17 protein-coding genes, 1 tRNA gene and 1 pseudogene are annotated in these 25,593 nt (G+C 65.0%); 10 read left to right on the top strand and 9 right to left on the bottom strand.

Annotated elements, in window-relative coordinates:
• Positions 1 to 197: 197 nt before the first annotated feature.
• The 3 genes from HW274_RS00815 to HW274_RS00805 all read right to left on the bottom strand — a co-directional run bounded on the left by HW274_RS00815 (position 198) and on the right by HW274_RS00805 (position 1,792).
• Positions 198 to 659: a nuclear transport factor 2 family protein gene (locus HW274_RS00815; protein WP_185988990.1), complete on the bottom strand. Its 462-nt coding sequence runs from the start codon at positions 657 to 659 to the stop codon at positions 198 to 200.
• 328 nt (positions 660 to 987) lie between these two features.
• Positions 988 to 1,076, bottom strand: a tRNA-Ser gene (locus tag HW274_RS00810).
• 122 nt (positions 1,077 to 1,198) lie between these two features.
• Positions 1,199 to 1,792, bottom strand: a complete 594-nt coding sequence (locus HW274_RS00805; RefSeq protein WP_185988989.1) for a nucleoside deaminase — start codon at positions 1,790 to 1,792, stop codon at positions 1,199 to 1,201.
• A 156-nt stretch (positions 1,793 to 1,948) separates the two neighbouring features.
• Here HW274_RS00805 and betT point away from each other — a divergent pair, with 156 nt between their 5' ends.
• The gene (gene betT, locus HW274_RS00800) at positions 1,949 to 4,183 is read left to right on the top strand and encodes a choline BCCT transporter BetT (protein ID WP_185988988.1); all 2,235 of its coding nucleotides are present in this window, start codon (positions 1,949 to 1,951) and stop codon (positions 4,181 to 4,183) included.
• 295 nt (positions 4,184 to 4,478) lie between these two features.
• Here the strand turns inward: betT and HW274_RS00795 are convergent, their stop codons facing one another.
• The 3 genes and pseudogenes from HW274_RS00795 to HW274_RS12695 form a co-directional block, all read right to left on the bottom strand.
• A complete protein-coding gene (locus tag HW274_RS00795; RefSeq protein ID WP_185988987.1) occupies positions 4,479 to 5,342 on the bottom strand; it encodes an aldo/keto reductase in 864 nt (287 codons plus the stop codon).
• A 934-nt stretch (positions 5,343 to 6,276) separates the two neighbouring features.
• Positions 6,277 to 6,899 (bottom strand): annotated as a pseudogene (locus HW274_RS00790) (ABC transporter ATP-binding protein); the annotation flags it as partial.
• Positions 6,896 to 7,237: a hypothetical protein gene (locus HW274_RS12695; RefSeq protein WP_075254452.1), complete on the bottom strand. Its 342-nt coding sequence runs from the start codon at positions 7,235 to 7,237 to the stop codon at positions 6,896 to 6,898. The gene HW274_RS12695 and the pseudogene HW274_RS00790, both read right to left, overlap by 4 nt.
• A gap of 428 nt (positions 7,238 to 7,665) precedes the next feature.
• Between HW274_RS12695 and HW274_RS00780 the strand changes: the two genes are divergently transcribed.
• From HW274_RS00780 to HW274_RS00765, 4 genes are all read left to right on the top strand, one after another.
• Positions 7,666 to 8,901 carry a sensor histidine kinase gene (locus HW274_RS00780; RefSeq protein ID WP_256692496.1) on the top strand — a complete coding sequence of 412 codons (1,236 nt, stop codon included), beginning with the start codon at positions 7,666 to 7,668 and terminating at the stop codon, positions 8,899 to 8,901.
• A gap of 14 nt (positions 8,902 to 8,915) precedes the next feature.
• A complete protein-coding gene (locus HW274_RS00775; RefSeq protein ID WP_075254454.1) occupies positions 8,916 to 9,809 on the top strand; it encodes a response regulator transcription factor in 894 nt (297 codons plus the stop codon).
• Between the two features lie 605 nt (positions 9,810 to 10,414).
• Entirely contained in the window at positions 10,415 to 11,053 is a 639-nt protein-coding gene (upp, locus tag HW274_RS00770) for a uracil phosphoribosyltransferase (protein ID WP_003788190.1), read from the top strand.
• Between the two features lie 100 nt (positions 11,054 to 11,153).
• A complete protein-coding gene (locus HW274_RS00765) occupies positions 11,154 to 13,172 on the top strand; it encodes a hypothetical protein (protein ID WP_075254455.1) in 2,019 nt (672 codons plus the stop codon).
• A gap of 130 nt (positions 13,173 to 13,302) precedes the next feature.
• On the opposite strand, the gene HW274_RS00760 is transcribed toward HW274_RS00765, so the two are convergent.
• The gene (locus HW274_RS00760; protein ID WP_260679128.1) at positions 13,303 to 14,073 is read right to left on the bottom strand and encodes an MT-A70 family methyltransferase; all 771 of its coding nucleotides are present in this window, start codon (positions 14,071 to 14,073) and stop codon (positions 13,303 to 13,305) included.
• 648 nt (positions 14,074 to 14,721) lie between these two features.
• Here HW274_RS00760 and HW274_RS00755 point away from each other — a divergent pair.
• Genes HW274_RS00755 through HW274_RS00735 form a run of 5 tightly spaced genes read left to right on the top strand, consistent with a single transcriptional unit; the run spans position 14,722 to position 23,070 of the window.
• Positions 14,722 to 16,281, top strand: coding sequence for a type I restriction-modification system subunit M (locus tag HW274_RS00755; protein WP_075254457.1), 1,560 nt, complete (start codon positions 14,722 to 14,724; stop codon positions 16,279 to 16,281).
• Positions 16,278 to 17,429 carry a restriction endonuclease subunit S gene (locus HW274_RS00750; protein WP_185988986.1) on the top strand — a complete coding sequence of 384 codons (1,152 nt, stop codon included), beginning with the start codon at positions 16,278 to 16,280 and terminating at the stop codon, positions 17,427 to 17,429. Before HW274_RS00755 ends, HW274_RS00750 begins: the two co-directional genes overlap by 4 nt.
• 4 nt (positions 17,430 to 17,433) lie before the next feature.
• Positions 17,434 to 18,390, top strand: coding sequence for a GIY-YIG nuclease family protein (locus HW274_RS00745; protein ID WP_185988985.1), 957 nt, complete (start codon positions 17,434 to 17,436; stop codon positions 18,388 to 18,390).
• Positions 18,387 to 21,437 (top strand): type I restriction endonuclease subunit R, encoded by a 3,051-nt coding sequence (locus tag HW274_RS00740; RefSeq protein WP_185988984.1) that lies wholly within the window; start codon positions 18,387 to 18,389, stop codon positions 21,435 to 21,437. The genes HW274_RS00745 and HW274_RS00740 overlap by 4 nt, the downstream gene beginning before the upstream one ends.
• Before the next feature lie 31 nt (positions 21,438 to 21,468).
• Positions 21,469 to 23,070 carry an RNA-directed DNA polymerase gene (locus HW274_RS00735; protein WP_185988983.1) on the top strand — a complete coding sequence of 534 codons (1,602 nt, stop codon included), beginning with the start codon at positions 21,469 to 21,471 and terminating at the stop codon, positions 23,068 to 23,070.
• 420 nt (positions 23,071 to 23,490) lie between these two features.
• Here the strand turns inward: HW274_RS00735 and HW274_RS00730 are convergent, their stop codons facing one another.
• A complete protein-coding gene (locus HW274_RS00730) occupies positions 23,491 to 24,183 on the bottom strand; it encodes a response regulator transcription factor (RefSeq protein ID WP_185988982.1) in 693 nt (230 codons plus the stop codon).
• Positions 24,184 to 24,186: 3 nt separating this feature from the next.
• Positions 24,187 to 25,491 (bottom strand): sensor histidine kinase, encoded by a 1,305-nt coding sequence (locus HW274_RS00725; protein ID WP_260679127.1) that lies wholly within the window; start codon positions 25,489 to 25,491, stop codon positions 24,187 to 24,189.
• Positions 25,492 to 25,593: the final 102 nt, after the last annotated feature.

Here is a 25,593-nt window from a genome sequence, read left to right as displayed (position 1 = left end):
CGAAGCTCACCCGGGCCACCCGGGGACGATGGGCGGGCGAGTGCGCATCAGGAGACGAGTACCGCGGCGGACCGGCGCTACCCGCCCTGTCGGCACCGCTGGCACCACCGCCCCCCGCCGAGCCCCGACCCGGGCCGCTCACGAACCGCCCCGGCCGGCTCACCGGCGCGGAGGGCCACCGGTCGAGTGGCGGGGCCTCACCAGGTGGAGGCGTCCAGGCGGCTGAAGCGGAAGCCGGTGGGGTTGCGCTCGGTGTCGGGGTCGGCGTCGGGCACGACGTATCCGACGATCTGGAGGTTCCAGGTGCCGCGCCCGCCCCACAGGGTGGCCGTGGTGCGGGTGCGGCCGCGCACCACCGGGAAGCCGGCGATGGTGTCGGGCTGGACGGAGACCACCTCGTGGGAGTGGTAGCGCATGGCGCCGTTGGCGATGTCGCCGAGCCACTCGACCTTGGGCTGGGGGTAGCCGGTCATGTGGGTCAGGACGCAGTAGTCGGTGAGCAGGGCGTCGATGGCCTTGGTGTCAGCGGCGACCATGGCGTCGCACAGGAGCGAGTAGAGGTCAGCGGCCGCACGCGGCGCGATCTCGGAGGCGTGGGGGTGCGGGACCTGAGTGCGGGAACGGGACAGGGGTCGGGATTCGTGGGGACGGCGACTCATAGGCCAAGAGTACGGCCCGACGCCGAATATATGAGGGACCAAGAGCTCCGGCGGCCAGGTCGGGGCGCAGGGCTCCTGCGGCCACAACGGGCCGCATGAGGCGGCTGCTCCACGAGGGTGGGGATCTACTGCCCGAAGGTTGTGCGTACTGGACGAACCCCCGGCCTACGTGGAGTACACCCGCCCCTCCCCCAGTGACCCCCGGCCCTCGTGCAGTACAGGCGTCTCACGACGTCGAGCAGCCACCGGCCGTCAACACGGGCAGCACCGAAACGGGGAACGCGAAGGGCCCGCCGTACAGCTCCTGGCTGCTCGGCGGGCCCTCCCGTGGCGGTAGCGCTGGGATTCGAACCCAGGGTGGCTATGAACCACACAGACTTTCGAGATCTGCACCTTCGGCCGCTCGGACACGCTACCTCGCCCACGAGGTTACACGGACGTTGCCCCGCTCCCCAACGCGACGTCCTGCGGTATCAGTCACGACCGACGTCGTGCCCGGCGAACTAGCCGAGCCCGGCGGGGCCAGCCAGCAGGCCCCGTCAGCGACGGTCGGCGAAGAAGGCGGCCAGGAGGTCCTGGGACTCCTGGGCGCGCAGGCCGGCGCGCACCTCGACCTGGTGGTTGGCGCGGGTGTCGCGCACGACGTCACGCACCGAGCCGCAGGCCCCGGTGCGCGGCTCCCAGGCCCCCAGGACGAGTCGGGCCACCCGGGCCAGGACGATGGCGCCGGCGCACATGGTGCACGGCTCGAGGGTGACCACGAGGGTGCAGCCGTCCAGGTGGGAGTCACCCAGGGCGGCGCCGGCGGCGCGCAGGGCGCGGATCTCGGCGTGCGCCGTCGGGTCATGCTCGGCCTCGCGGGCGTTGGCGGCCTCAGCGAGGACCGCCCCCTCCGGAGAGAGCACGACGGCGCCCACCGGCACCTCCCCTGCCGCACCCGCCGCCCGGGCCAGCTCCAAGGCACGCACCATGGCGGCGTCGATGACCGGACTGGTGGCCGGGCTGAGGGTCGGCTTGATGACCGTGCCGCCGCCCCGCCCCACGGCGACATCCGCCCGCCCACCGAGCGCGCCGGCGTCGGAGCCCGGGCTGAACGGACTCAACGGCTGCGCAGAAGAAGGTGAAGACGTCACGAGTTCATTATCTCGTTATAGGCTCCCGACGACATGCCCGAGCTCGGACGGCCGACTGCCTCGGCGGCCCCGGCGCCGCGCCCGGGACCAGCACCCCAAGCCCCGCGACGATCCCATAGCCCCCCGCGAAGACCCCACGAAGAACGGAGCAGGTCGGTGAGCCGGTCCCCCGAATCGAGCGATGAGAGCGAGTCCGTGCCAGACGGCCCCTCCAAGGACTCAACCCGGCCGGCCCCGTCGTCGGACCGCTTCTCAGTGCTGCGACTCCCCGGCGGCTCCCTCCCCGGCGCGCTGATCGGCAAGCTGCCCGGCAAGGAGCCCCTCAACCCGATGGTGTTCTTCGTGTCGGCCACCATCATCGCGATCGTCGCCCTGGCCGCGCTCATCGCCCCCGACCTCGTCAAGAGCGCCTTCGGGGCGGCCGTGACCTGGACGAGCCGGTGGTTCGGCTCCTTCTACATCCTGCTCATCACGGCCGCACTCGTCTTCATCCTGGGCCTGGCCTTCTCCCGCTTCGGGCGCATCCGCCTGGGCCCGGACAACTCGACACCGGACTTCTCCACCTTCGCCTGGACGGCCATGCTCTTCGCCGCCGGCATCGGCACCGAGATCCTGTTCTTCGCCGTCGCCGAGCCGGTCGAGCAGTACGTGCACCCGCCCACCGGCGACGCCCAGGCCATCCCCCCGGCCGCCCGCGCCCGCGAGGCCATCGTCCTGTCCCTGTTCCACTACGGCATCTCCGGCTGGGGCCTGTACGCCCTGGTGGGTCTGGCCATGGCCTACTTCGCCTACCGACGCCGCGACACCCTCACGCTGCGCTCCACCCTGCGCCCGCTGTTGGGGCGGCACACCGAGGGCGTCATCGGCGACATCGTCGACGCCGCCGCCCTGGTCGGCGGGGTCTTCGGCATCGCGGCCTCGCTGGGGGTCGGCGTCGTCCAGCTGAACGTGGCCCTCAACATCCTGTTCGGGCTGCCGCAGGGCTTCCCCACCCAGATCGGGCTGACGGCCCTGGCCGTCATCATGGCCACCGTCTCGGCCGTCTCCGGCGTCGACCGGGGAGTGCGCATCCTGTCCACCATCAACGTGCTGCTGGCCATCGGCCTGGCCCTGTGGGTGCTCGTCACCGGTGACGCCGCCTTCCTCATCGACGCGCTCATCGGCTCCATCGGGGACTTCTTCACCCGCTTCCCGCAGCTGACGCTGGAGACCTACGCCTACAACCGCCCCGATGACTGGCTCAACGCCTGGACCCTGTTCTTCTGGGCGTGGTGGATCGCCTGGGCGGCCTTCGTGGGCATGTTCCTGGCCCGCATCTCACGCGGCCGCACCATCCGCCAGTTCGTGCTCGGCAGCCTCCTGCTGCCCTTCTGCTACATCCTCATGTGGGTGGCGATCTTCGGCAACCACGCCCTGGACCTGGTCATCCGCGGCAACGGCGAGTTCCGGGACATCACCCTGGAGCGCCCCGAGCAGGGGCTGTACTGGATCCTGGAGCACCTGCCGGGACAGAAGATCCTCATCGCCCTGGCCCTGTTCGTGGGGATCCTCTTCTACGTCACCAGCGCCGACTCCGGCGCCCTAGTCATGGCCAACCTCTCCAGCCGCATCCGCTCGGCACGCCAGGACGCCGCCGCCTGGCTACGGATCTTCTGGGCCGCCCTGACCGGGATCCTCACCATCGCGATGCTCGTGGCCGGCGGCATCCCCATCCTCCAGCAGGCCACCATCGTCATGGCGCTGCCCTTCTCCGGGGTCCTCATCCTCATCATGTACACCCTGTGGCGCTCCCTGAGCACCGAGGACACCTACAACCAGGCCCTGAGCCGGGCCGACCGCAACCGGGCCCTGGGCTTCAACGGCTCGGCCGCGGGGCTGGAGCAGACGCCCTGGCGCGAGCGCCTGACGCACACCCTCAACTCGGTCTCCCCCGACGAGGCAGGCAACGCCATGGAGCGGCGCATCGTGCCGGCCCTGGAGGCGGTGGCCACCGAGCTGCGCAAGGAGAACGTCTCCGCCGAGGTCTTCGTCGAGGGCCCCGAGGCCCAGGACCCCGACGACGAGCGCACCTTCCTGGGGCGTGCCAGCCTGGTGGTCTCCTCCCACCCGGCCACCGACAGCGGCGAGGAGCAGTCCAGCTCCATCGACTCCTTCCGCTACGTGGTGCGCATGGTGGTCACGCCGGTCCCCGCCTACGGCTTCGCCGTCCACGAGGCCGACGACCTCACGGTGCGCCTCGAGGTGCGCCCGCACAGCGGCGGCCAGGGCTACGACGTCGTCGACTGGAACTCCGACCAGGTGGCCCACGACGTCCTCGACCACTACGAGCGCTGGCTGGAGTACGTAGGCACCTCCGAGAAGAGCGAGTCCCGGTTCTCCCGTCGGCTCTGAGGCGCACTCCCGCGCCCGCTGCCGGGGCTGCCCCGGCCGACCATCACCTCCCCGCCGTCGGGTCTGCCCCAGCCCACCGTCTCCTCACCGCCGTCGACCGGTCTCCTCCCGGACCGCCCCAACGCTGACAGGGACACTCCACGCGGCCGGGGACTTTTTCTCCCGGGCGGGGGCATCCTGCGCGTGCGGGGACGGGATTCCTGTCCCCGACGGCGTCAAACGTCCCCACCCGGAACGACGCGCACCCGGCCGCGTCGAATGTCCTCCGCCGGATGCGGCCGCCGGTAGCCGCAGGTCAGTCCGCCTCGACTGTGTAGGAGGCGAGGCGCTCCTGGAAGGCGGGGTCGTAGTGGTTGACGACGCCCTGCCCCTCGTCGAGGGCGGCGATGGCCCGCATGTCGGCGTCGTCGAGCTGGAAGTCGGTGACGTCGAGGTTGGTGACCATGCGCTCGCGGTGGACCGTCTTGGGGATGACGATGATGTCGAGCTGGATGAGGTAGCGCAGGGCCACCTGGGCGGCGGTCTTGCCGTACTTCTCGCCGACGGCGGTGAGCACCGGGTGGGTGAAGATGTTGTTGCGGCCCTGGGCGAGCGGCCCCCAGGACTCCAGGGCGGTGTCGTACTTGGCGTACCAGGCGCGGTTGTCGGCCTGCTGGTTGAAGACGTGAGTCTCCATCTGGTTGACGGCCGGCGGCACCTCGACATGCTGCGCCAGGTCCACGAACCGGTCGGGGAAGAAGTTGGAGACGCCGATGGCGCGGACCTTGCCGGCGGCCAGGGCCTTCTCCATGGCGCGGTAGGTGCCGTAGTAGTCGCCGAAGGGCTGGTGGACGAGCAGCAGGTCGATGTAGTCGGTGCCCAGGCGGCGCAGGGAGCCGTCGATGGAGCGGGCGGCGCGCTCCTCCCCGGCGTTGGAGATCCACACCTTGGTGGTCAGGAAGATGTCCTCGCGGGGCAGTCCACTGGCGGCGACGGCCGCGCCCACACCCTCCTCGTTGCGGTAGGCCTGGGCGGTGTCGACGTGGCGGTAGCCGACCTCGAAGGCCTCGAGCACAGCGCGCTCGGTCTCCTCCGGCGGGGTCAGGAAGACGCCGTAGCCGATCTGCGGGATGTCGACGCCATTGTTAAGAGTGATGGTGGGGGTGGGGCCGTTAGCCATAAGTTCTCCTTCGATGCGGTCGGTGTCAGCAACCTAGCCCCGCAGGCGGGCGCGATGTCGCCCCTTTCGCGCCGGGCCCAACTGGCGTGCGGGCCATCCTGGCCAGGCTGCACGCCCGAATCTGGACCTTCCCGCACTCCCAAGCCTAAACCCGGCCGTGACCCCGAACCTGAAGCCCAACCCCAAGCTCGAACCCGGCCTGGCTGCACGCCCGAGCCTGAACCTGGTCGCTCTCAGGCCTGAGCTCAGCCGTACACCCCGGGCCTGCGCCTGGCCGCCGGCGGGGACATCCTGCGTGGCCGGGGACTCATCCTTCCATCCGGGGGCATCTCACGCGTCGGGGGACCGGACTCCTGTCCCCAGCGGCGTCGAATGCCCCCACCCGGTGCGGACCGCACCCGGCCGCGCGGAATGTCCCCGGCCGCACAGCACAGGATGGGGCCTGCTGGCGGACCCGCCACCCGTGAGAGAGACGTTGGGTGTCTGGCCCAGGTTCGGCCGGGGTTGCGCATCGGGAAGCGGCCGCGCGCGGTGGCCGAAACAGCCCCTGCAGCGGGCCCGATGTCCAAATTGGATACAAAGGACTTTGCCGGACTGAAACGGGCGAAATGAAACCGCATGATTCCGCGGTTCTGTTGCAGGCCCGAAGAACGCGAAGCGTCCTTTGTATCCGATTTGGACACAACACGGTCAGCGTCGCAAGATCTCAGCGGGGACACCGGTGGTGAAGGTCAGTCGCGGGCGCGCAGCACCTGCCCCAGGCTCTGCTCGCCCGCGAGTGCCCCGGCGCGAGCGGAGACGACAACGGCCAGACAGGTGGTCGCCAGGGTCGCCGCACACACGAGGCCCAGCGTCCCCCAGGGGAACCCCTGCAAGATGCTGGCCAGCGGCCTGTGCACTGCCTCCGCCACCAGAACGGCCGTGGACAGGGTGACGAACAGGCCGAGAACGGTCGCAGCGGCGGCGACGTCGAGGGCGGCCGTGGGCTCATCAGCGAAGACGATGTCGGGGCGGGAGGCCAGAACGCGGGCGATGGCCACACGCTGACGCTCACCACCACTCATCTGATGAGGCAGGTGGCGGGCCTGCTCGCTCAACCCCACGCGCTCGAGGGCATCGTCGACGGCGCTGCGGCTCAGGGGTCTGCGACGCAGGCGGCCAGGCAGGGCCACGTTGTCGCGCGCGGACAGGGAGGTGACGAGGTTGTCATCCTGGAAGACGAAGCCGACGTGCCGAGCCCGGAAGCGGGCAGCGGGCCGGGGACGTAGCGAATTCGTCCGGGTACCGAGGAGCTGGACGGTGCCGTCGGTGGGGGGCATCGAGCCCGGCGATGCACTGCAGGAGGGTGGACTTGCCGCAGCCGGAGGCGCCGACCAGAGCGGTGAAGCTGCCGACGGGCAGGGAGAGGTCAACACCGTTGAGCGCGATGACATCGGCGTTGCGGCGGCCCTGGACGCGGAAGACTCGGGTGAGTCCGGCTACCTCGATGGCCGGCGGTATCTGCGGCCCCTGATGGTCGGCACTGACTGCGGCGGGATGGCCCTGACGACGGATCATGACAGCCCCCAAACCCCTGCGACCGCAAGGACGATCCAGATAAGGACGGATACCGCCCGGCTTCCCGCCAGGGCGCCCAGCCCCCATCGCGCGGCCGGACGCCTCAGCCAGGGCCCCCCGATAATCAGCAGCGCGACCAGGACCGAGGGCAGCCAGGTCCGCACCTCGGCGTCGCTCATCCTGGCCAGCGGGTCGTGCATCCAGATCGTCACCACCCCAAGCACCTCGGTGCGAGCGAGCCCTTGGAAACGGGCCGGTACCGGCGAGAGAAGGCCTGCGACGTCGACGGCGCAGGGATAGGACAGGGGCGAACGGAACAGGTCAAGGCTCATGCTCACCAGTTCACTCATCACCGGCCGCCAGCGCACTGGTGCCCATGCCCGTCTTCGAGTCGGGTTGATCCCACCTCACCCCCGGTCGAGCGCGCACCACCTCGGGGGTGCCAGCACCACCCCGGGGGGCTCGCATGCGGCAGGTATTGGGGAGACAGCACGAGTGCACCCCCAGGGCCGAGCCCGTTAGCGTCGTCGGCATGACCTCGACATCATCACTCGGCCCCCTCCCCGATCTTCCTGCAACCGCACCCATAGGGGGCCCGGAGGACAGGACCATCCCCGTTCCATCGGCTGCCGGCACGTCCGCAACCGCCCCATCCGCGGCAGGCCCGCGCTCCGCCCCTTCCTCGCCGGAGCGCCGTCCGAGCCAGAGCCTCAGGTGGATCAGCATCATCGGCTGGGAGTTCCTGCACGCCGCACTGTGGATGCCAATGGCTGTTCTCCTCGTGCCCTCCATCCTGCTGTTCCACCTGACAGTCCCCCTGGGGGCGTCGCTGGAGCGCGCCGTTGCACGCAGGCTGGGAACCGACGCTCCGTCAGGCCACAAGGAGAGCCAGCGTAGGAGCCCGTGGCTGCTGGCACGCGTCGCTCACGTGGAGTTCTGGCGCCAGGACCTGCCCCTGTGCGTGGGAGGCATGGCGTTGAGCACGGCGTCATTCTTCCTGACCGCGCTCCTTGGAGCCCTGCTCACCGTCAGCGTGCTGGCGCCCTTCATGTCATCCTCTGAGGCCCCCATCAGAGTGGACCTCGGCGGTTCCGAGATAGCAGTATCCGGATTGCAGTCCGCCCCACTGCTGCTACCGGTCGGTCTGATCGCCCTCAGCCTCCTCCTCGGCGCGCTCTGGGGACTGGGGAGACTACGGCTGCTGCTGGTCAAGGCGCTGTCGGGTGAACGCGAGACGCAGCGCCTCGAGCAGCTGACCGCCGAGGTCGGCCACCTCACGGCCAGCCGAGCCACCCTCATGGACGCCTTCGAGGCCGAACGCACTCGCATCGAGCGAGACCTGCATGACGGCACCCAGCAGGAGCTCGTCGCCCTCGCCATGAACCTGGGCAGTCTGCGCCTGGCCGCCGAGTCCCTGCCCGAGGACGACGCCGCCTCCACGTCCCGGATCACGCTGCTGGAGGGGATCGATACCGCGCAGGACCGCGCGGAGTCCGCCCTGAAGGACCTGCGTGAAACGGTGCGCGGCATCCGACCGGCGGTGCTGTCCGAGCGCGGACTGGCACCGGCTCTGAAGGACCTGGCGGGACGGGCCCCGCTGCCGACCAGCGTCGTCGTCGAGGCGGAGAAGGCCGACCTGGCCCTGATCTCGCAGCCGGTGGGGACAGTCGTCTACTTCGCAGTGGCCGAGGCGCTGACGAACGCCTCCAAGCACGCCCGGGCCTCGCACGCCACGGTCGCGCTGCGCTGCACGAGCGCCGGACTGAGCGCCGTCATCACCGATGACGGGCGTGGCGGGGCCGACCCGGAGCGAGAGAACGCCACCGGCCTGCGCGGTATGGCGCAGCGGGTGGAATCCATCGGCGGGTGGCTGGAGGTGAGTTCTCCCGAAGGCGCCGGGACACAGCTGACAATCACAGCACCGCTGACACCTCCGTGGGGCACGGAGAACTCGCAGGACGGGCGGACGGACGAGCCGCAGGGCGACCATCCGGCCGGGTGAGGCAGGATGAGGCCATGAGGATCCTGCTCGCCGACGACGCCGCCCTCCTGCGCGAGGGACTGGCCGGACTGCTGACCACCGCCGGGCACGAGGTCGTGGCGCAGGTGGCCGACGCCGACGCCCTGCGCACCGAGGTCAGTCGTCTGGCCGCCGCCGGGGAGCTGCCCGACGTCGTCGTCACCGATGTGCGGATGCCGCCGACCGGCACGGATGACGGGCTGCGTGCGGCGATCGACCTGCGCCGGACCTACCCGGGGCTACCGGTGGTGGTGCTGAGCGCCTATGTGGCCGGCCCCTACGTGCAGGATCTGCTCGAGGAGACCGAGTCGCCGACCTCCCCGACCGAGCTGGGAGCTCCCAGCGCTAGCAGCGGGGGCGCTGTGGGCTACCTGCTCAAGGAGCGCGTGGGGCGGGTGGCCGACTTCCTGCACTCGCTCGACATCGTCGTGGGCGGCGGGGTGGTCATCGACCCGGAGGTGGTCTCCCACCTCATAAAAGCGGCCCGAGCCGCCGGGTCCGCGCAGGAGACCACACAGGTGGTGACCGGTTGCGGGACTGGTGAGGATGTGGGGCCGATGGTGGGCGCAGTACCTAGTGCGGCACCGACAGGGTCTGGTGCGCAGGGGCCGGTGCCGGCCGCAGCAGCCTCATCGTCGACCCCCTCGGGCGGGATCGCGAGTGCGGCGCCGGGTGGAGCGGGCCTCGACCGGCTGACGCGGCGCGAGCAGGAGGTGCTCGAACTCATGGCGCAGGGGCTGTCGAACGCGCAGATCGCCGAACGACTGGTGGTCTCCGACGGTGCTGTGGCCAAGCATGTGGCGAACATCTTCCGGGGGCTGGACCTACAGCCCGGCGAGGAGAACCGGCGTGTGCGAGCTGTCCTGGCCTGGCTGCACGCCCGAGCCTGAACCAGGGCGCTCTCAGGCCTGAGCTGGACACATCCGGGCCTGCGCCTGGCCGCCAACGGGGACATCCGGCGCGGCCGGGGACTCTTCCTTCCAGCCGGGGGCATCTCACGCGTCGGGGGACCGGATTTCTGTCCCTGACGTCGTCGAATGCCCCCGCCCGGAGCAGACCGCACCCAGCCGCGCGGAATGTCCCCGGCCGCACAGCACAGGATGGGGCCTGCTGGCGGACCCGCCACCCGGGAGAGAGACGTTGGGTGTCTGGCCCAGGTTCGGTCGGGGTTGCGCATCGGAAAGCGGCGGCGCGCAGTGGCCGAAACAGCCCCTGCGGCGGACCCAATGTCCAAATTGGATACAAAGGACTGTGCCGGACTGAAACGGGCGAAATGAAACCGCATGATTCCGCGGTTCCGTTGCAAGCCTGAAGAACGCGAAGCGTCCTTTGTATCCGATTTGGACACAACACGGCCGGCATCGCGGGATCTCGGCGGCGACTCCGACACCGGCACTGCTTCCAGCCCGTCGGAGCAACGTGACCCCACCGTGGGCACGCGAGGCCCGCACGCGTTGCGACGGTGCGAACCCGGCTGCGGCATTAGGCTGTCCCCATGCGCCTCCACGTTGCCGACCACCCCCTCATCGACCACAAGCTCTCCGTCCTGCGGGACGAGAGGACACCGTCGGCGGTCTTCCGCCAGTTGGTGGACGAGCTCGTCACCCTGCTCGCCTACGAGGCCACCCGCGAGGTGCGCACCGAGGAGGTCGAGATCCGCACTCCCGTGGCGCTGGCCCAGTGCCGCCGCCTGGCCGACCCGCGGCCGATCGTGGTGCCGATCCTGCGCGCGGGCCTGGGGATGCTGGAGGGCATGACCCGCCTGCTGCCCACGGCGGAGGTCGGCTTCCTGGGGATGAAGCGCGACGAGGACACTCTGGAGGTGGAGACCTACGCCAACCGCCTGCCCGATGACCTCTCGGGTCGCCAGTGCTTCGTCGTCGACCCCATGCTCGCCACCGGTCACACCCTCGTGGCCGCCATCGACTACCTGCTGGAGCGCGGGGCGCGCGACGTCACCGCGCTGTGCCTCATCGCCGCGCCCGAGGGGGTCAAGACGTTGGAGGATGCGGTCGGCGAGCGCGCGAACGTCACGGTGGTGACCGCCGGGGTCGACGAGCGCCTCAACGAGCACGCCTACATCGTGCCCGGTCTGGGCGACGCCGGGGACCGCCTCTACGGCATCGTCGACTGACCCACCGCCCCGTCCGACCGCACTATTTCAACGGCTCGGTCGGAGGCTGACGTGCCCATTCTGTGACCTCGAGCCATAGATTTCGTTAGGCTCGGGAGACATGACGACGGGGCACTCACCTTCTGCTGGCGACTACGACGCAACAACGGCCCTCAGCAGGTTTGCCTCGCCGCAGGACCTCGAGCGGATCGCTGAGACTCGCCCCGACCTGCACTCGATCCTGGCGACCAATCCGTCGATCCCGCCTCGGGTCCGCGAGATACTGGAGCAGTCCGACGACGCTGTCGTCCGGGAGGTGCTGGCGCGCCAGGCCGGTCGTGGCGCTCAGTCGGCACAACCGGCGCAGCCTCCTGTCCCGGGCGAGATCGGCCCGATGGCTCCGACGATGGCGGTGAGGACAGCTGCTGGGACGGCGGGTGCGGCGCCCCAGCAGGCGGCGTCCACCAGTTCCGGGTACGCGCAGGTTGCTCAGGAGTACGGCGGTCACCAGCCGGGGGCGCCCGGTCCGGCACCACAGGGAGGCTCGCTTCAGGGGGCCTCCCCTCGGGGGTATGGAGCCGCGGCGCCTCAGGGTCCGCAGGGCCCGCCCTCCCCGGTCGCCCAGGCGGCACAGCCCGCCGCGCCGCAGCCAACCGCCCAGGGGTACTCGGCGTCCTCGATGCAGGCAGCGGCTCAGCCCCTGGACCAACAGACTGCGATGCCGCCCGGGGTGCCGAGCCGGGTGCCGTCGGAGTACGGAATGAGCCAGGCCTACGACTCGGGGCCGGCATACGGTCCGGGCCAGCCGGCCGCGCCGGCCTATGGAGTACCGATGTATGCGCTGCCGGCGCCGGCCCCGAAAAAGCACCGCCTGCTCAAAGTGGTCGCCATCGTTCTGCCGATCATTCTCGTTCTGGGCGCTGGAGGTGCGGCCGCCTGGTACTTCCTGGGGCGCAGCGAGGCCTACTTGGGTTCGACGTACGTGACTCCGTCGGGGGCCTGGGCGAACGGTGCGGACAAGGCCTGGAGCTTCGACGTCGACCCTCACGAGGATCCTTACGTATTCGGTGATTACCTGGTGATAGTCGACAAGGGGTCTGACACCCTGACTGCTTACAGCCCGCTGGGCGATAATATGAAGGAAGCATGGAAGACGACCATTGATGACGGAGACTTCAGTTCATCATATGACGCTTCCTCCGTTCTCCTGAAATGGGGGGACAATACGCTGGTTCACAAGTCCACCCTCATTGACCTGAAAACCGGGGAGACCTCGAAGGCCCCGTGGGGAGAAAGTAATCCTGTTTTAATTGTCGGCGACATCGCTATTTCCTGCAAGGAAAGCGATAAGTGCACTGCCTGGGGGGCAAACAAAAAACAGAAGTGGTCGCGCAAGATTTCCGGAGCAGGAAGTCGCTTCGAATCACTGGACATGTTCAATGCAACTTTTCTGGTCAAGGACGAGCAGCGCTACCTTGCGCTGTTCAATGCCGTCATCAACATCGATAACGGCGAGACCTTATTCCTTGGAGGGGGATCGAAGATCGATTCGAACCTTGTCACCTGGTACTTCCAGGACGGCTGGGGAACCTTGGATATGGAGGGTGACTCTGAGTCCGATTCGAGTTCATCGGCCGACAGGGAGTACAAAGTGACAGTTTATGATTTCAAGGGGAAGAAACAGGGCGGCTATCGAGAGACCCTGCCTGCACACGAGAATGTTGTCGAGGAAGACAAGAAACTCCCCACAGCCGAGGAGCATCGCGCCTACTTCAAGGACCAGGACTTCAGTGACGCCAGCCTGACCGCAAAATCCAACAGCGACGGCTGCATCACTCGGATCAAGCCCAAGCAAGGCAGTTCCATCAACGTCCCCAAGGCGGACACGAACAGCATCTTCTCTGGATGCCCGTCTTCGGCGAAGAGCTCTGAGGATGGCCGCATCGTCAAGTTGATGGTCATGAATCGCGGGGACGCCAATACGATAACCGCGCTTATCAACGTCAAGACCGGAAAGGAGATTAAGTTCAGCGGAATCAACTTGGAGAATGAGGATACGCTCATCATTGCCAAGCCTGACCTCATCATCGGCTACAACAAGTTTGACGGCAAGGTCATCGGCTTCAAACCAGGCTCCTAGGGTGGTGCTGCAGCGGCACTGATGCGACATTTTCGGGAACGTTCCACGCGGCCGGGTGCGGTCTACTCCGGCCTGGGATGCCTCGCGCGCGGGGTGACTGGCTTCTCGTCCCTGACGGCGTCGATCACCCTCACTCTCGCAGTTCCACCCCGACCCTGGTCAAAAGGCTGTGTACCCGCGCGGTGGAGTAGCCCGATTGGGTCGATATCTGCTGAACTGACGCCCCCTTCACATACTCATCTGCCAGGATCCGGGCGACACGATCCGAGAGCCAGTCGCTCATCCTCTCATTTGGCTCCAGGTGCGGCAGGGATTCGATATCACCGCCGCCGTACCCCCGCTGAGCTTTCCCCTGCGGCGTGATATCTTCATCCGACTCATTGCCCCACACGGACCAGCCCGGTCGCGCATAGCGGGCGAACATCTCCAGGTACGGACCCGGCGAGCATGACTCGATGAGGTCGTACTGCTCGTCGGGCTTGCGGCTGTGCTCACGCTTGCGTGTCTCGATCATATTGACCGTTGAGCGCCCCGGCGCCAGCGTTCTCATGGTTCCTTTAACACCGAACAGGATCGGCTCTGTGACATTGCGGAAGTAGAAGCCGACGCCGCGGCCGTCCGGCCCGCCGTCTTTGCGTCGCTTGGCCCAGATGATGTTCGAGACGTAGCGGAACCCCCACGCCTGCATCACCTCCAGGCCCTCCGGAAGCAAGGCGTTGGGAACCCACAGGTACAGGTGGGCATTCACCGCGGTCGCGTCACCGACCGGGAGCTCCTTGATCTCCTTGAGGGACATCGTCCCGTACCTGCCCAGACGACGGTGCTCGGGAGCGACCTTGCCGGTTCGATTGGTGAATCGCCACGGAGGGTCGGCCAGAACGGTCTGGAATCCTCCTTCCACTGTAGGAAGTGGAGCGATTTCCGCGGAGGATCCCAGAGCCTTGGACACTCCTTAGATGTACCAGAAATAGATCTGGTTTGTCACATGGGTCTTTTATATGGATGGGGACCGCTCGCGTCCCATGTCATCCAGCCGGACTCCCGGCAGTTCCGCACTGGGGGCCGGCGGGACTGGCGCGGATCGCGCGCTTCCGCGGCGACCACGGACGGCCACATCCCAGACGCCGGCGGGGACATTCTGCGCGGCCGGGTGCGGTCCACTCCAGCCGGGGACAGCCCACGCGTTCGGGGACAGGCTTCCGGTCCCCGACGGCGTCGAAGGTCCCCGCCCGCAACGACATATCCCCACCCGCGACGTAGGCCCCGACCATGAGTGGGAGCACTCGCACAGGCCGCCCGGCCCGCCGTACCTCCAGCGACCGGCACTCCACCCTTCCAACCACCACGGGCCGGCCAGCGGCACAAACAAGCGGGCCCCACATCTCAGGTGCGGGACCGCCGGAGTAGGCGCACCGGCCCAAACCCGATGCTCGCTGCCCGGCGAAGACTGTAGCCGCCATTCTCCAACCTCAGCGAGTGGTCATCGGACGTCCTCAGTTGGTGGGATACTTCTGCCCGATCCCCCATCCTGACGACGAAGAGGCCGACTGTGAGTAGAGAGACTGAGCGCGCTGCGCTTCACCGTGCGATCTGGCAGGTTGCCAACGACCTGCGCGGGAGCGTGGACGGATGGGACTTCAAGGCCTACGTCCTGGGCTTTCTTTTCTACCGGTTCATCTCCGAGAACCTCACCGAGTACATCAACGCCGGCGAGCGCGAGGCCGGAGACCCGGACTTCGACTACCGCTTCCTGTCTCACGCCGACGCCGAGGGCGCCCGCGAGGGCATCATCGAGGAGAAGGGCTTCTTCATCGCTCCTGGGGACTTGTTCGACAACGTGCGCGAGCGGGCCCCGCGCGACGAGAACCTCAACGAGACCCTGTCGCGCATCTTCAAGAGCATCGAGGCCTCGGCGACCGGCACGGGCTCGGAGTCGGATCTGCGCGGCCTGTTCGACGACGTGGACGTCAACTCCACGAAGCTGGGGCGCACGGTGGCCCAGCGCAACGACAAGCTCACGCGGCTCATGCAGGCGATCGGGGACCTGGACCTGTCCTACGGGGAGTCCTCGATCGACACCTTCGGCGACGCCTACGAGTACCTCATGACGATGTACGCCTCGAATGCAGGCAAGTCGGGTGGCGAGTTCTTCACACCGCAGGAGGTCAGCGAGGTGCTGGCCCGCATCACGGTCATGGGCAAGACGAGCGTCAACCGCGTCTACGACCCGGCCTGTGGCTCGGGCTCGCTGTTGCTGAAGTTCGCGAAGGTGCTCGGTAAGGAGAACGTGCGCGGCGGGTTCTTCGGCCAGGAGATCAACCTGACCACTTACAACCTGTGCCGGATAAACATGTTCCTGCACGACATCAACTTCGCCGACTTCAGCATCGCCCATGGGGACACGCTCACGGACCCGGCGCACTGGGATGACGAGCCCTTCGAGGCGATCGTCTCCAACCCTCCGTATTCGACGAAGTGGGTCGGCAAGGACGATCCGGCTCTCATCAACGACCCGCGCTTCTCCCCGGCGGGTGTTCTGGCCCCGAAGTCGAAGGCGGACCTGGCCTTCACCATGCACATGCTGTCCTGGCTGGCGGTGGATGGGACGGCCGCGATCGTCGAGTTCCCGGGCGTGCTCTACCGAGGCGCAGCCGAGGCCAAGATCCGCCAGTACCTGGTGGAGAACAACTATGTCGACGCCGTCATCCAACTTCCGCCGGACCTGTTCTTCGGGACGACGATCGGCACGTGCGTCATCGTTCTCAAGAAGTCGAAGCAGGACAACAGCGTCCTGTTCGTGGACGCCTCGAAGCAGTTCGTGCGGGAGGGCAACAAAAACAAGCTCTCGGCGGAGAATCAGGAGATGATCCTGGAGACGCTCTCCAAGCGCGCCGACGTCGATCACGTGGCCGCACTGGTGAGCGCGGAGGCAATCAGGGAGAACGGTTTCAACCTGTCGGTGTCTTCCTACGTGGAGGCGGAGGACACTCGACAGGAGGTCGACATCGTGGAGCTCAACGCCCGGATCAAGGAGATCGTGGAGCGGCAGGCAGTGCTGCGAGCGAGTATCGATGAGATCGTCGCCGACCTTGAAGGCGGTGCCCGGTGAGCCACATCGACGACCTCATTCGCGACCTCTGCCCCGACGGCGTAGAGCACAAGCTGCTCAAAGATCTTGTTCGCATCAAGAACGGACGAGATTTCAAACACCTGAAGCAGGGAGACATTCCTGTATATGGATCAGGCGGGGTCATATCTTATGTAAATGAAAGCGCGTCGGAGGGTCCATCAGTCCTTATCCCACGAAAGGGCTCCCTAAATAAGATTTATTTTGTCGAAGGACCCTTCTGGACTGTAGACACAATTTTCTATACAGAAATTAGCAGCCAGTTGGAGCCAAAGTACTTCTATTACTACCTCCAGACTCTGCATCTGGAAAAAATGAACCAAGCAGGGGGAGTACCCAGCCTCGCCCAACGCACCCTAAATGAATTACATATCCCCACTCCCCCTATTCTAATCCAACGGGAGATCGCTAGGGTGCTAGACCAGTTCTCCCAACTGAAGGCAGAACTAGAGACGGAGCTGGAGGCGGAGCTGGAGGCCCGCCAGCATCAGTTTACCTACTATCGCGACCACATTGTCGCCGGTTCACAAAATGTGCAACTTGTACCCATCAAGGACATTGGCGAACTCCAGAGGGGACGGCGATTCACTCGCAACGACATGGTTGACGAAGGAATCCCAGCGATTCATTACGGAGAAATCTACACAACCTACGGCCACAAAACGGACTCTGCCACCTCATTCGTAAAGGAGGAGATCGAGCCACAGCTACGATTTGCCCAGCCAGGAGATGTCATCATTGCTGCTGTCGGAGAGACCGTCGCCGACATTGGAACTGGAGTCGCCTGGCTAGGAACCACACCTGTCGCCTATCACGACGATTCGTTTGCTCTGCACCACGAGCAAGACCCGCGATATATATCGCACGCCCTCCGCACGAGTGAATACCACCGACAGAAAGACAGATTCGTCTCACGAGCCAAGGTGAAGCGCCTCCCATCCAGGGGAATCGAGCAAATCAAAATTCCGCTTCCAACGCTTGACGAACAACGCCGCATCGCCGACATTCTTGACGACTTTGACGCCCTCGTCAACGATCTGACCTCCGGCCTTCCCGCAGAGGTCGAGGCTCGTCGCAAGCAGTACGAGTACTACCGCGACCGCCTCCTCACCTTCCCCGAGATGAAGTGACCTCATGAGCGGAAAACACATCGAGCTCTTCCTCGTTGACGGGGAGCCCGGAGGCATCACGACCGCGAACATCTCGGGGTGGACGGGCCACATCCTCAGTGGCCCCCGCACAGCCCTCACTCGCATCCTCGCTCGAGACGAGGCTCACCGCAACGGCGTCTATCTTCTCCTTGGCGATGACCCCGATGCGATCGAGAGCGTCGCCTGCTATATCGGGAAAACTGAGGACTTCTCCGCTCGATTCCTTGACCACAACCGCAAGAAGGAATGGTGGGACCGGGCCATCCTCGTCAGCAGCCTTGACGACTCCTTCAACGAAGGTCACTGGGGATACCTCGAGTCCCGTCTTCTCGAAATCGCCGCAACCACCAAACGCTGCACCCTGCGAGATAACGTTCAAACCCCACAACCCCGGAAACTTTCAGAGGCCCAGCAGTCAGATGCCGAGGCGTTCCTCGAGCAGATTCGTGGCGTCCTCCCAGTCCTCGGAGTCAACATTCTTCGTACCACTCACAGGCCTCCCGAACGGCAAACACCTCCACCAGATATCGACTCCCCGATTTTCACACTCGCTGCTCCTAAGCGCGGAGTTAAAGCCCGGGCTCGCGTTGTTGGGTACGAGTTCATCATGCTGGAAGGCTCCCGCGTCGTCGGAGAATGGAGCAATGAGGGCAGTAAGCCAAGTACCCGCAACTCCTACAGAAACTACCGGGATCGGCATGCCAAACTCGTCGATGACGGAAGTATCGCTGTCGAGGGAGAAATCGGCACTCTCACACGGGACGTCCCCTTCCCCTCACCATCCGCCGCCGGTTCTGTCGCTGTCGGCTACTCCTGCAACGGCCGTATCGCCTGGACCTGGGAGGGCGGCACCTACAAGGACTGGGAGAACGGGACCTGGCCGCTGGTTCCACCACCCCAGAAGATTCTCTCCACCCCTGACGAAAGTGTCCTCCCATGACCATTCGTGAAGCCTCCGCCGTCGGAGTCGAACCGGTTGTTCTCACCAGTGAGAGCACCGTCGTCGGACTCTATGAGCCTGAGGAGACTGACCGCGCCGGCTACCAGTCGGAGGCCGAGCTGGAGGCGGCTTTCATCCGCCAACTGCAGGCTCAAGCCTACGAGTACGTCTCCTTCGCCAGCGAGGGTGAGCTCGTCGCCAACCTGCGGACCCAACTTGAAGTCCTCAATGACTACACCTTCACCGATGAGGAGTGGGAGCGCTTCTTCGCCCAGTCGATCCGCACCCGCTCAGGCGGCGGGGACGAGATCGCGGAGAAGACGCGTCGCATCCAGGAGGACCACGTCCAGACCCTCATCCGGGACAACGGCGAGTCCAAGAACATCCGGCTCATCGACAAGCAGCACATCCACAACAACCGCCTGCAGGTCACCAACCAGTACGTCGTCGATACCGGCGCCCACCACACCCGCTATGACGTCACAGTCCTCGTCAACGGCCTGCCGCTGGTGCATATCGAACTCAAGCGCCGCGGCGTGCCCATCCGCGAGGCCTTCAACCAGATCAACCGCTACCAGCGCGACTCCTTCTGGGCGGGCGCCGGCCTGTTCGGCTATGTCCAGATCTTCGTCATCTCCAACGGCACCCAGACCAAGTACTACTCGAACACCACCCGCTTCGACCACGTCACCGAGTCCACGCGGGGCAAGCGCGAGTCCAAGGCCGCCAACTCCGACTCCTTCGAGTTCACTTCCTGGTGGTCTGACGCGGCGAACAAGCCGATCACGGACCTGGTCGACTTCACCCGGACCTTCTTCGCCAAGCACACGCTGCTGGCCCTACTGACCCGCTACTGCGTCTTCACCACCGCGCAGAAGCTGCTGGTCATGCGGCCCTACCAGATCGCCGCGACCGAGGCGATCCTCCAGAGGATCCTCACGGCGTCGGCCAACAAGCAGACCGGCACCGTGGCCGGTGGCGGCTACATCTGGCACACCACCGGCTCGGGCAAGACCCTCACCTCCTTCAAGACCGCGAAACTGGCCGCCGGGATGGAGGGGATCGACAAGGTCATCTTCGTCGTCGACCGCAAGGACCTGGACCACCAGACCATCAAGGAGTACAACCGCTTTGCCGACGGGACGGTCTCCGCGAACCAGTCCACCAACCAGCTGAGCCGGCAGATCAACGACCCGGACACGAGCATAATCGTCACCACGATCCAGAAGCTCTCCAACTTCGTGGGGCACAACCGCAAGCACGCCATCTACACCGGGCACGTGGTCCTCATCTTCGACGAGTGTCACCGCAGCCAGTTCGGGGACATGCACACGGCCATCACCAAGGCCTTCCGCAACTACCACCTCTTCGGGTTCACGGGCACGCCGATCTTCGCAGCCAACTCCGGCTCCAGCGGGAACGTCCAGCTGCGCACCACCGCGCAGGCCTTCGGCGACCAGCTGCACACGTACACGATCGTGGACGCGATCCGGGACAAGAACGTGCTGCCGTTCCGCATCGACTACATCGACACGATCAAGATGCCCGACGTCGTGCGCGACGCGGAGATCAGTGGCATCGACACCGAACGGGCGCTGCTGGCGCCCGAGCGGCTGGCCCAGGTGGTGGGTTACATCCGTGAGCACTTCGACCAGAAGACGCGGCGCAACTCCTCCTACACGCTGGGGCAGAAGCGGGTGCTGGGTTTCAACTCGCTGTTCGCGACGGCGTCGATCCGGGCGGCGCGCGCCTACTACATGGAGTTCAAGCGGCAGCAGGAGGGGCTGGCCTCGGACCGGCGCTTGAGCGTCGGCATCGTCTACTCCTACGCGCCCAACACCGATGCGCCTGGTGAGACGCTGGCCGATGAGGCCGTAGACCCCTCGCAGCTGACTGCCGACGACCGCGCCTTCCTCGATGATGCGATCCGCGACTACAACGCGCAGTTCGGCACCGCCTACGACACGAGCGCGCAGGGCTTCGAGGGCTACTACGAGGACATTTCCCGGCGGCTGGCGGAGCGGACCATCGACCTGGTCATCGTGGTCAACATGTTCCTCACCGGGTTCGACTCCAAGACTCTCAACACCCTGTGGGTAGACAAATCACTGCGCACGCACGGGCTCATCCAGGCGTTCTCACGCACGAACCGGATCCTGAACTCAGTCAAGACCTACGGCAACGTGGTCTGCTTCCGGGACCTGCAGGAGGACACCGATGAGGCCATCGCCCTATTCGGCAACAAGGCCGCCGGCGGACTGGTGCTCCTCAAGCCGTACAAGGAGTACTTGGAGGAGTATCTGGAGAAGATTGGCGAACTGCGGGCCAGGTTCGAGCCGGGGCAGATGATCGCCTCGGAGGCCGAGCAGAAGGAGTTCATCCGGCGGTTCGGGAAGATCTTGCGGCTGCGCAACATCCTGGCAAGCTTTGACGACTTCGAAGACGACGACGTCATCGGCGAGGCCGAGTTCCAGGACTACCGCAGCGTGTACGTGGACCTGTACACCGAGATGCGGCGAGGGGCCGACGTGGAGAAGGAGGTCGTCAACGACGACCTCGTCTTCGAGATCGAGCTGGTCAAGCAGGTGGAGGTGGGAGTCGACTACGTCCTCATGCTGGTGGAGAAGCACCGCGAGGAGGCGGGCGACGGGGAGGACAAGGAGATCCCGGTGGAGATCCGCCGGGCGGTGATGTCCAGTCCCAGCCTGCACAACAAGCGGGACCTCATTGAGGAGTTCGTGCACGCGGTGTCCGCCTTCGGGGATGTGGACGAGCAGTGGCGGGCGTTCATTGAGCAGCGGCGCAGCGAGGAGCTGGCGGCGATCATCCGAGATGAGAAGCTGCGCGAAGGGCCAGCGAAGGCACTGGTGGAGGCCGCCATGCGGAACGGGTACGTGCCCACTGAGGGCACCGCGATCACAAGAATCCTGCCGCCCACCCCCAGATTCCGTAGCTCAGCCAGCGACAGCCACGACGAGAAGAAACGCCGCGTCCAAGCCGCCCTGGCCGCCTATGTTGAAAGGTTCCGGGGATTAGGGCATGATTAACGCCACATATCATCAATTGGAGCAGTAGAACATGCAACAAATCACCGACCTTTCCGAATCAGAAGCAAGACAACATTTCATGTCGTCACACTCATACTCATCCCTCCCTATTCCGTCATATTTCGACTTCACTAACCTATTGGCGCAAACCTCAAAAGTTATGGAAGAATTAGGAGGAACTAGAGACAATTACAAAACAGGATACCCCGACATACGAGACATACAGGATGCGAATTATCTATTTTTAGCAAACAAAGATGGGGGCTCATCTTGGCGCCCATTCTCACTCATCAACCCTGTGTTATACATAGAACTAGTAAACCTAATTACAGACAAAGACAACTGGTCATTTATTAAGAACAAATTTCTTGAATTTCAACAGATTCCAAATATAACTTGCTGTTCACTTCCAACCTTCGAAAAAAATGCAAAACAAACAACAGAGGCTTCAATCACAGATTATTGGAGCAAATTCGAGCAGGAATCGATCGCACAGTCCATCGAATACCAATGTATCGCGATTACTGATATCACAAACTGCTACGGCTCTATATACACGCACTCCTTATCTTGGGCCCTGCATGGAAAAGAAGCCGGAAAAGAAGATCGCAAACAGCATCCGCCACGACTCCTCGGGGGGAAGATCGACCAGATCCTACAGGATATGCAGCACGGGCAGACGAACGGGATTCCGCAAGGTAACGTCATTTCCGACATAATCGCTGAGTTGATCCTAGGCTACGCGGACAGTTTACTTTCATCGGCACTTCAAGATGACAATGAACAAGATGACAATGAAACAGTCGGGCCGCCCGAGAATTGGTATAAAATTATCCGCTATCGCGACGATTACCGGATATTCACTCATTCAACGGAGGACGCCAGAACAGTTCTCTTAAATTTGACTAAAACCCTTCAATCGGTCAACATGCAGCTCAACCAAACTAAGACACATATTTCCAGCGACATAATTTCTTCTTCTGTAAAAAAAGATAAGGCACACCTAATTCGCCTGGGATTTCCACGCTCATTCCCGGTAGGAGGGCATCAAAAACGTCTTTTCGCCATACGTCAGTTCGCTATCGAACACCCCAATAGTGGCGGGCTCGAGCGGCTTGTGTCAAATTTTCGAAAGCGCATTGAATCTACCGAAGTGCATAGTGGAAAGTTTTCGGATGTTGCCGTATTGATATCTCTGGTATTCGACATAATGATACGAAACCCTCGCTCCTATGCACAATGTATGTCCCTACTGTCTGTACTCTTTGACTTTCTTGAGCCAAAAGAGGTTGAAGGGCAGGTGGATATGATACAAAATCGAATGAAAGAAATACCGAATACAGGGTACTTCGACTTATGGTTACAGCGAATCTCCCATCCTCGGAGATTATTTCTCCCATACCAAGAAAAACTATGCCAGCACATCAATGGCAGGAGCCCCAAACTCAAGTACCGACTTTGGGACACCAGTTGGGTAGATAAAAAACTGCAGCGAGTCATAAAGTGCACCCCAATAGTGGACTCCGACGCCCTTAAATCATTGTCGCCAGTAGTTCCTATCGAAGAAACAACATTGTTTATAGAGCCTTATCGAACACACATTTTCTCCGCAAGTAAAGTACAAGAAAAATAGATCCATCGAGAGCCTTAATGAGTTGATTATCATGGAACTGTTCAAACGCAAAGAATCGCGGATACGAAATAGAATTTCGGAGGGAATAAAATATATTTGAAGAAATGCAGGCGACCCCTTCTGGCCAAGATAAATCAAGGATTCTTCAGATGACAGCAGTGAGAAACTAGCGAATCTCGGCGGGGTCGTCGTTGTAGATGCCCAGTGTCTGAGCATCGGCCACCATGTCCAACAGAGTTTCACTCTCTACCCGACGCCGGCGGGGACATTCCACGCGGCCGGGTGCGGTCCGCTCCAGCCGGGGACAGCCCACGCGTTCGGGGACAGGATTCCCGTCCCCGACGGCGTCGAACGTCCCCGCCCGCAACGACATGTCCCCGGTCGCGCAGGATGTCACCACCCGCGAGGACACAACACGCCTCACCCACCACTCTTATACCAGGCGACGGCGATTTGGACGCGGTCGCGCAGGTGGAGTTTGGCCAGGATGCGGCTGACGTTGCGGCGCACAGAGGCGGGCTGCAGCACGAGCCGCTCGGCGATCTCCTCGTTCGACTTCCCTTCCGCAATGAGCCGGGCCACCTCGAGCTCCCGGGGCGTCAGCACCCCGAACCTCTCCCGCAGCCCCTCGCGCTGCGCCCCAGACAGCGCTCGTGGAACCCCACGCGCGATGAGTTCCTTGGTGACGCGCGGCGTGAGCACAGCATCGCCCTGTGCCACCGCCCGCACCGCCTGTGCCAGCTGCGCCGCGCGCACATCCTTGAGCAGGAACCCCGACGCCCCCACCTCCAGAGCCCCGAAGGCGTAGTCGTCCTCGTCGTAGGTGGTCAGCACCAGGACCTTCACCGTCGGGAACCGCCGCGCCATCGCCCGGGTCGCGCTGATCCCATCCATCCCCGGCATGCGCACATCCATGAGCACGACGTCGGGCAGCCCCGTTGACCGGTTCAGCTGCTCCAGGACCTCCAGCGCCTCCTGACCGTCACCGGCCTCCGCCACTACGCGCAGGTCGGGCGCCTTGCGGATCATGAGTGCCAGCCCCAGGCGTGCGTAGCGCTGGTCGTCCACGATCATGACCGACGTCGGCCTCAGCCCCTCCGATTCCGCGCCCACGCCTCAGCCCTCACCGCGAGTTCTCGGCACTATCGCCGTGACCAGCCAGCCGCCGTCGGACTCGGGCCCCCAGTCCAGCGAGCCTCCCGCCGCCTCGACCCGACTCCGCAGCCGCAGCAGACCGGTCCCCTCCGCGGGTCCACCACGGCGGCCGTCGTCGCCCCCGCCCCTACCGCCTGAGGAGCCGTCGTTGCGAACCGTCACCGTGACTGCCGACTCGCCGTGGTCCCAGGACACCTGCACCTGCGACAGGGCGGGCGCGTGCCGCACCGCGTTGGTGAGCGCCTCTCGGGTGAGCGCGAAGCACAGCTCGGCCTGCCCGGCGTCGTCGGCCCGCTGCCCGGTCTCAGTGAAGACGACCGTGACGCCCAGCGACCGGACCCTGCCGACGACGCTCCTGATCTCATCCCAGGATCGGTGCCCGGCACCATCCCGGCCCGGCGACTCCGCCGACTCACGCTCGCCGTCGGCCAGGGCCCTCACCGCCCGGCGCGTCTGCTCCAGGCACTCCCGGGCCACCTCGTTGATGCCGCCGAGCGCCTCATCGATCTCCGGGTCGGCGCCACCGGCCAGCCCCTCGGACAGGGCGATGATCGTGGTCAAGCCGTGCCCCACGGAGTCGTGCAGCTCGGCGGCGATACCGGCCCGGTTCACCGCGCGGTCGCGCTCGGCCCGAAGCGCCCGGAAGCGCTCCCGCTCGGCTTTGGCCCCGGCTTGCGCCGCTCGCCAGTTCGCGACGCTGCGCGCCATCATTGCCGCGATGACCGTCAGCAGGACGGCGACCACCTGGCTGAGCCACTCCTCCATCAGGACCCCGGGCGGGGCCACCAGGACCGCGCTGGCCGTCGCCATGAGGCAGGCCGCGCCGATCACCGCGAGGTGCTGACACAGCGGGAGCCGAATCACCGCGCTCCCCAGCGCCACCAGCACCGGGAAGAGAAAGAAATTGTTGAGCTCCAGTGCCGAGGCCACCACGTACACGGCACACTCGGCCAGAAAGACCGCCAGCGGGTACCTGTGTCTCGCAGTGAGGAGTGCCGTGGACCCCATGGCCGCCAGAACGAGAATCGCGAAGCCGATTCTGGTTGGGGCGATCCCTGCAACCAGGCCGCCGTCGCCGACGCGGCCGGTCAGCACCGCGCTGCCGATCATGCCGCCCTGGTAGGTGGCGCACAGGATGAGGAGCAGCGTGGACAGGATGCCGGGGCCGGGCTGCGCGGGCGCCGGCTGGCGCACCCACTCCCCCAGCGTCCGCCAGTCAACCCGCACCCTCATCACCGACGACGAGCCGCGCTCTGCACCGGACACCGACGTCCCTCCTCTCCGTCGCGACCGTACCCTACGCCCCGAGATCTGAACCCCAGAGCGGCTCGCGAGGCCTGGGGACGACCGCGATTCCCAGGCAACCAG

Origin of the sequence: Actinomyces sp. oral taxon 169, assembly GCF_013394715.1 — a bacterium.
Lineage (GTDB): Bacteria > Actinomycetota > Actinomycetes > Actinomycetales > Actinomycetaceae > Actinomyces.
This window is presented reverse-complemented; position numbering and strand designations above follow the sequence as displayed.

Coding starts and splice junctions, on each gene's coding strand:
- HW274_RS00815 (WP_185988990.1), bottom strand. CDS start 659: ATGAGTCGCCGTCCCCACGAATCCCGACCCCTGTCCCGTTCCCGCACT.
- HW274_RS00795 (WP_185988987.1), bottom strand. CDS start 5,342: ATGGCTAACGGCCCCACCCCCACCATCACTCTTAACAATGGCGTCGAC.
- HW274_RS00780 (WP_256692496.1), top strand. CDS start 7,666: ATGGCTGTTCTCCTCGTGCCCTCCATCCTGCTGTTCCACCTGACAGTC.
- HW274_RS00775 (WP_075254454.1), top strand. CDS start 8,916: ATGAGGATCCTGCTCGCCGACGACGCCGCCCTCCTGCGCGAGGGACTG.
- upp (WP_003788190.1), top strand. CDS start 10,415: ATGCGCCTCCACGTTGCCGACCACCCCCTCATCGACCACAAGCTCTCC.
- HW274_RS00765 (WP_075254455.1), top strand. CDS start 11,154: ATGACGACGGGGCACTCACCTTCTGCTGGCGACTACGACGCAACAACG.
- HW274_RS00745 (WP_185988985.1), top strand. CDS start 17,434: ATGAGCGGAAAACACATCGAGCTCTTCCTCGTTGACGGGGAGCCCGGA.
- HW274_RS00740 (WP_185988984.1), top strand. CDS start 18,387: ATGACCATTCGTGAAGCCTCCGCCGTCGGAGTCGAACCGGTTGTTCTC.
- HW274_RS00735 (WP_185988983.1), top strand. CDS start 21,469: ATGCAACAAATCACCGACCTTTCCGAATCAGAAGCAAGACAACATTTC.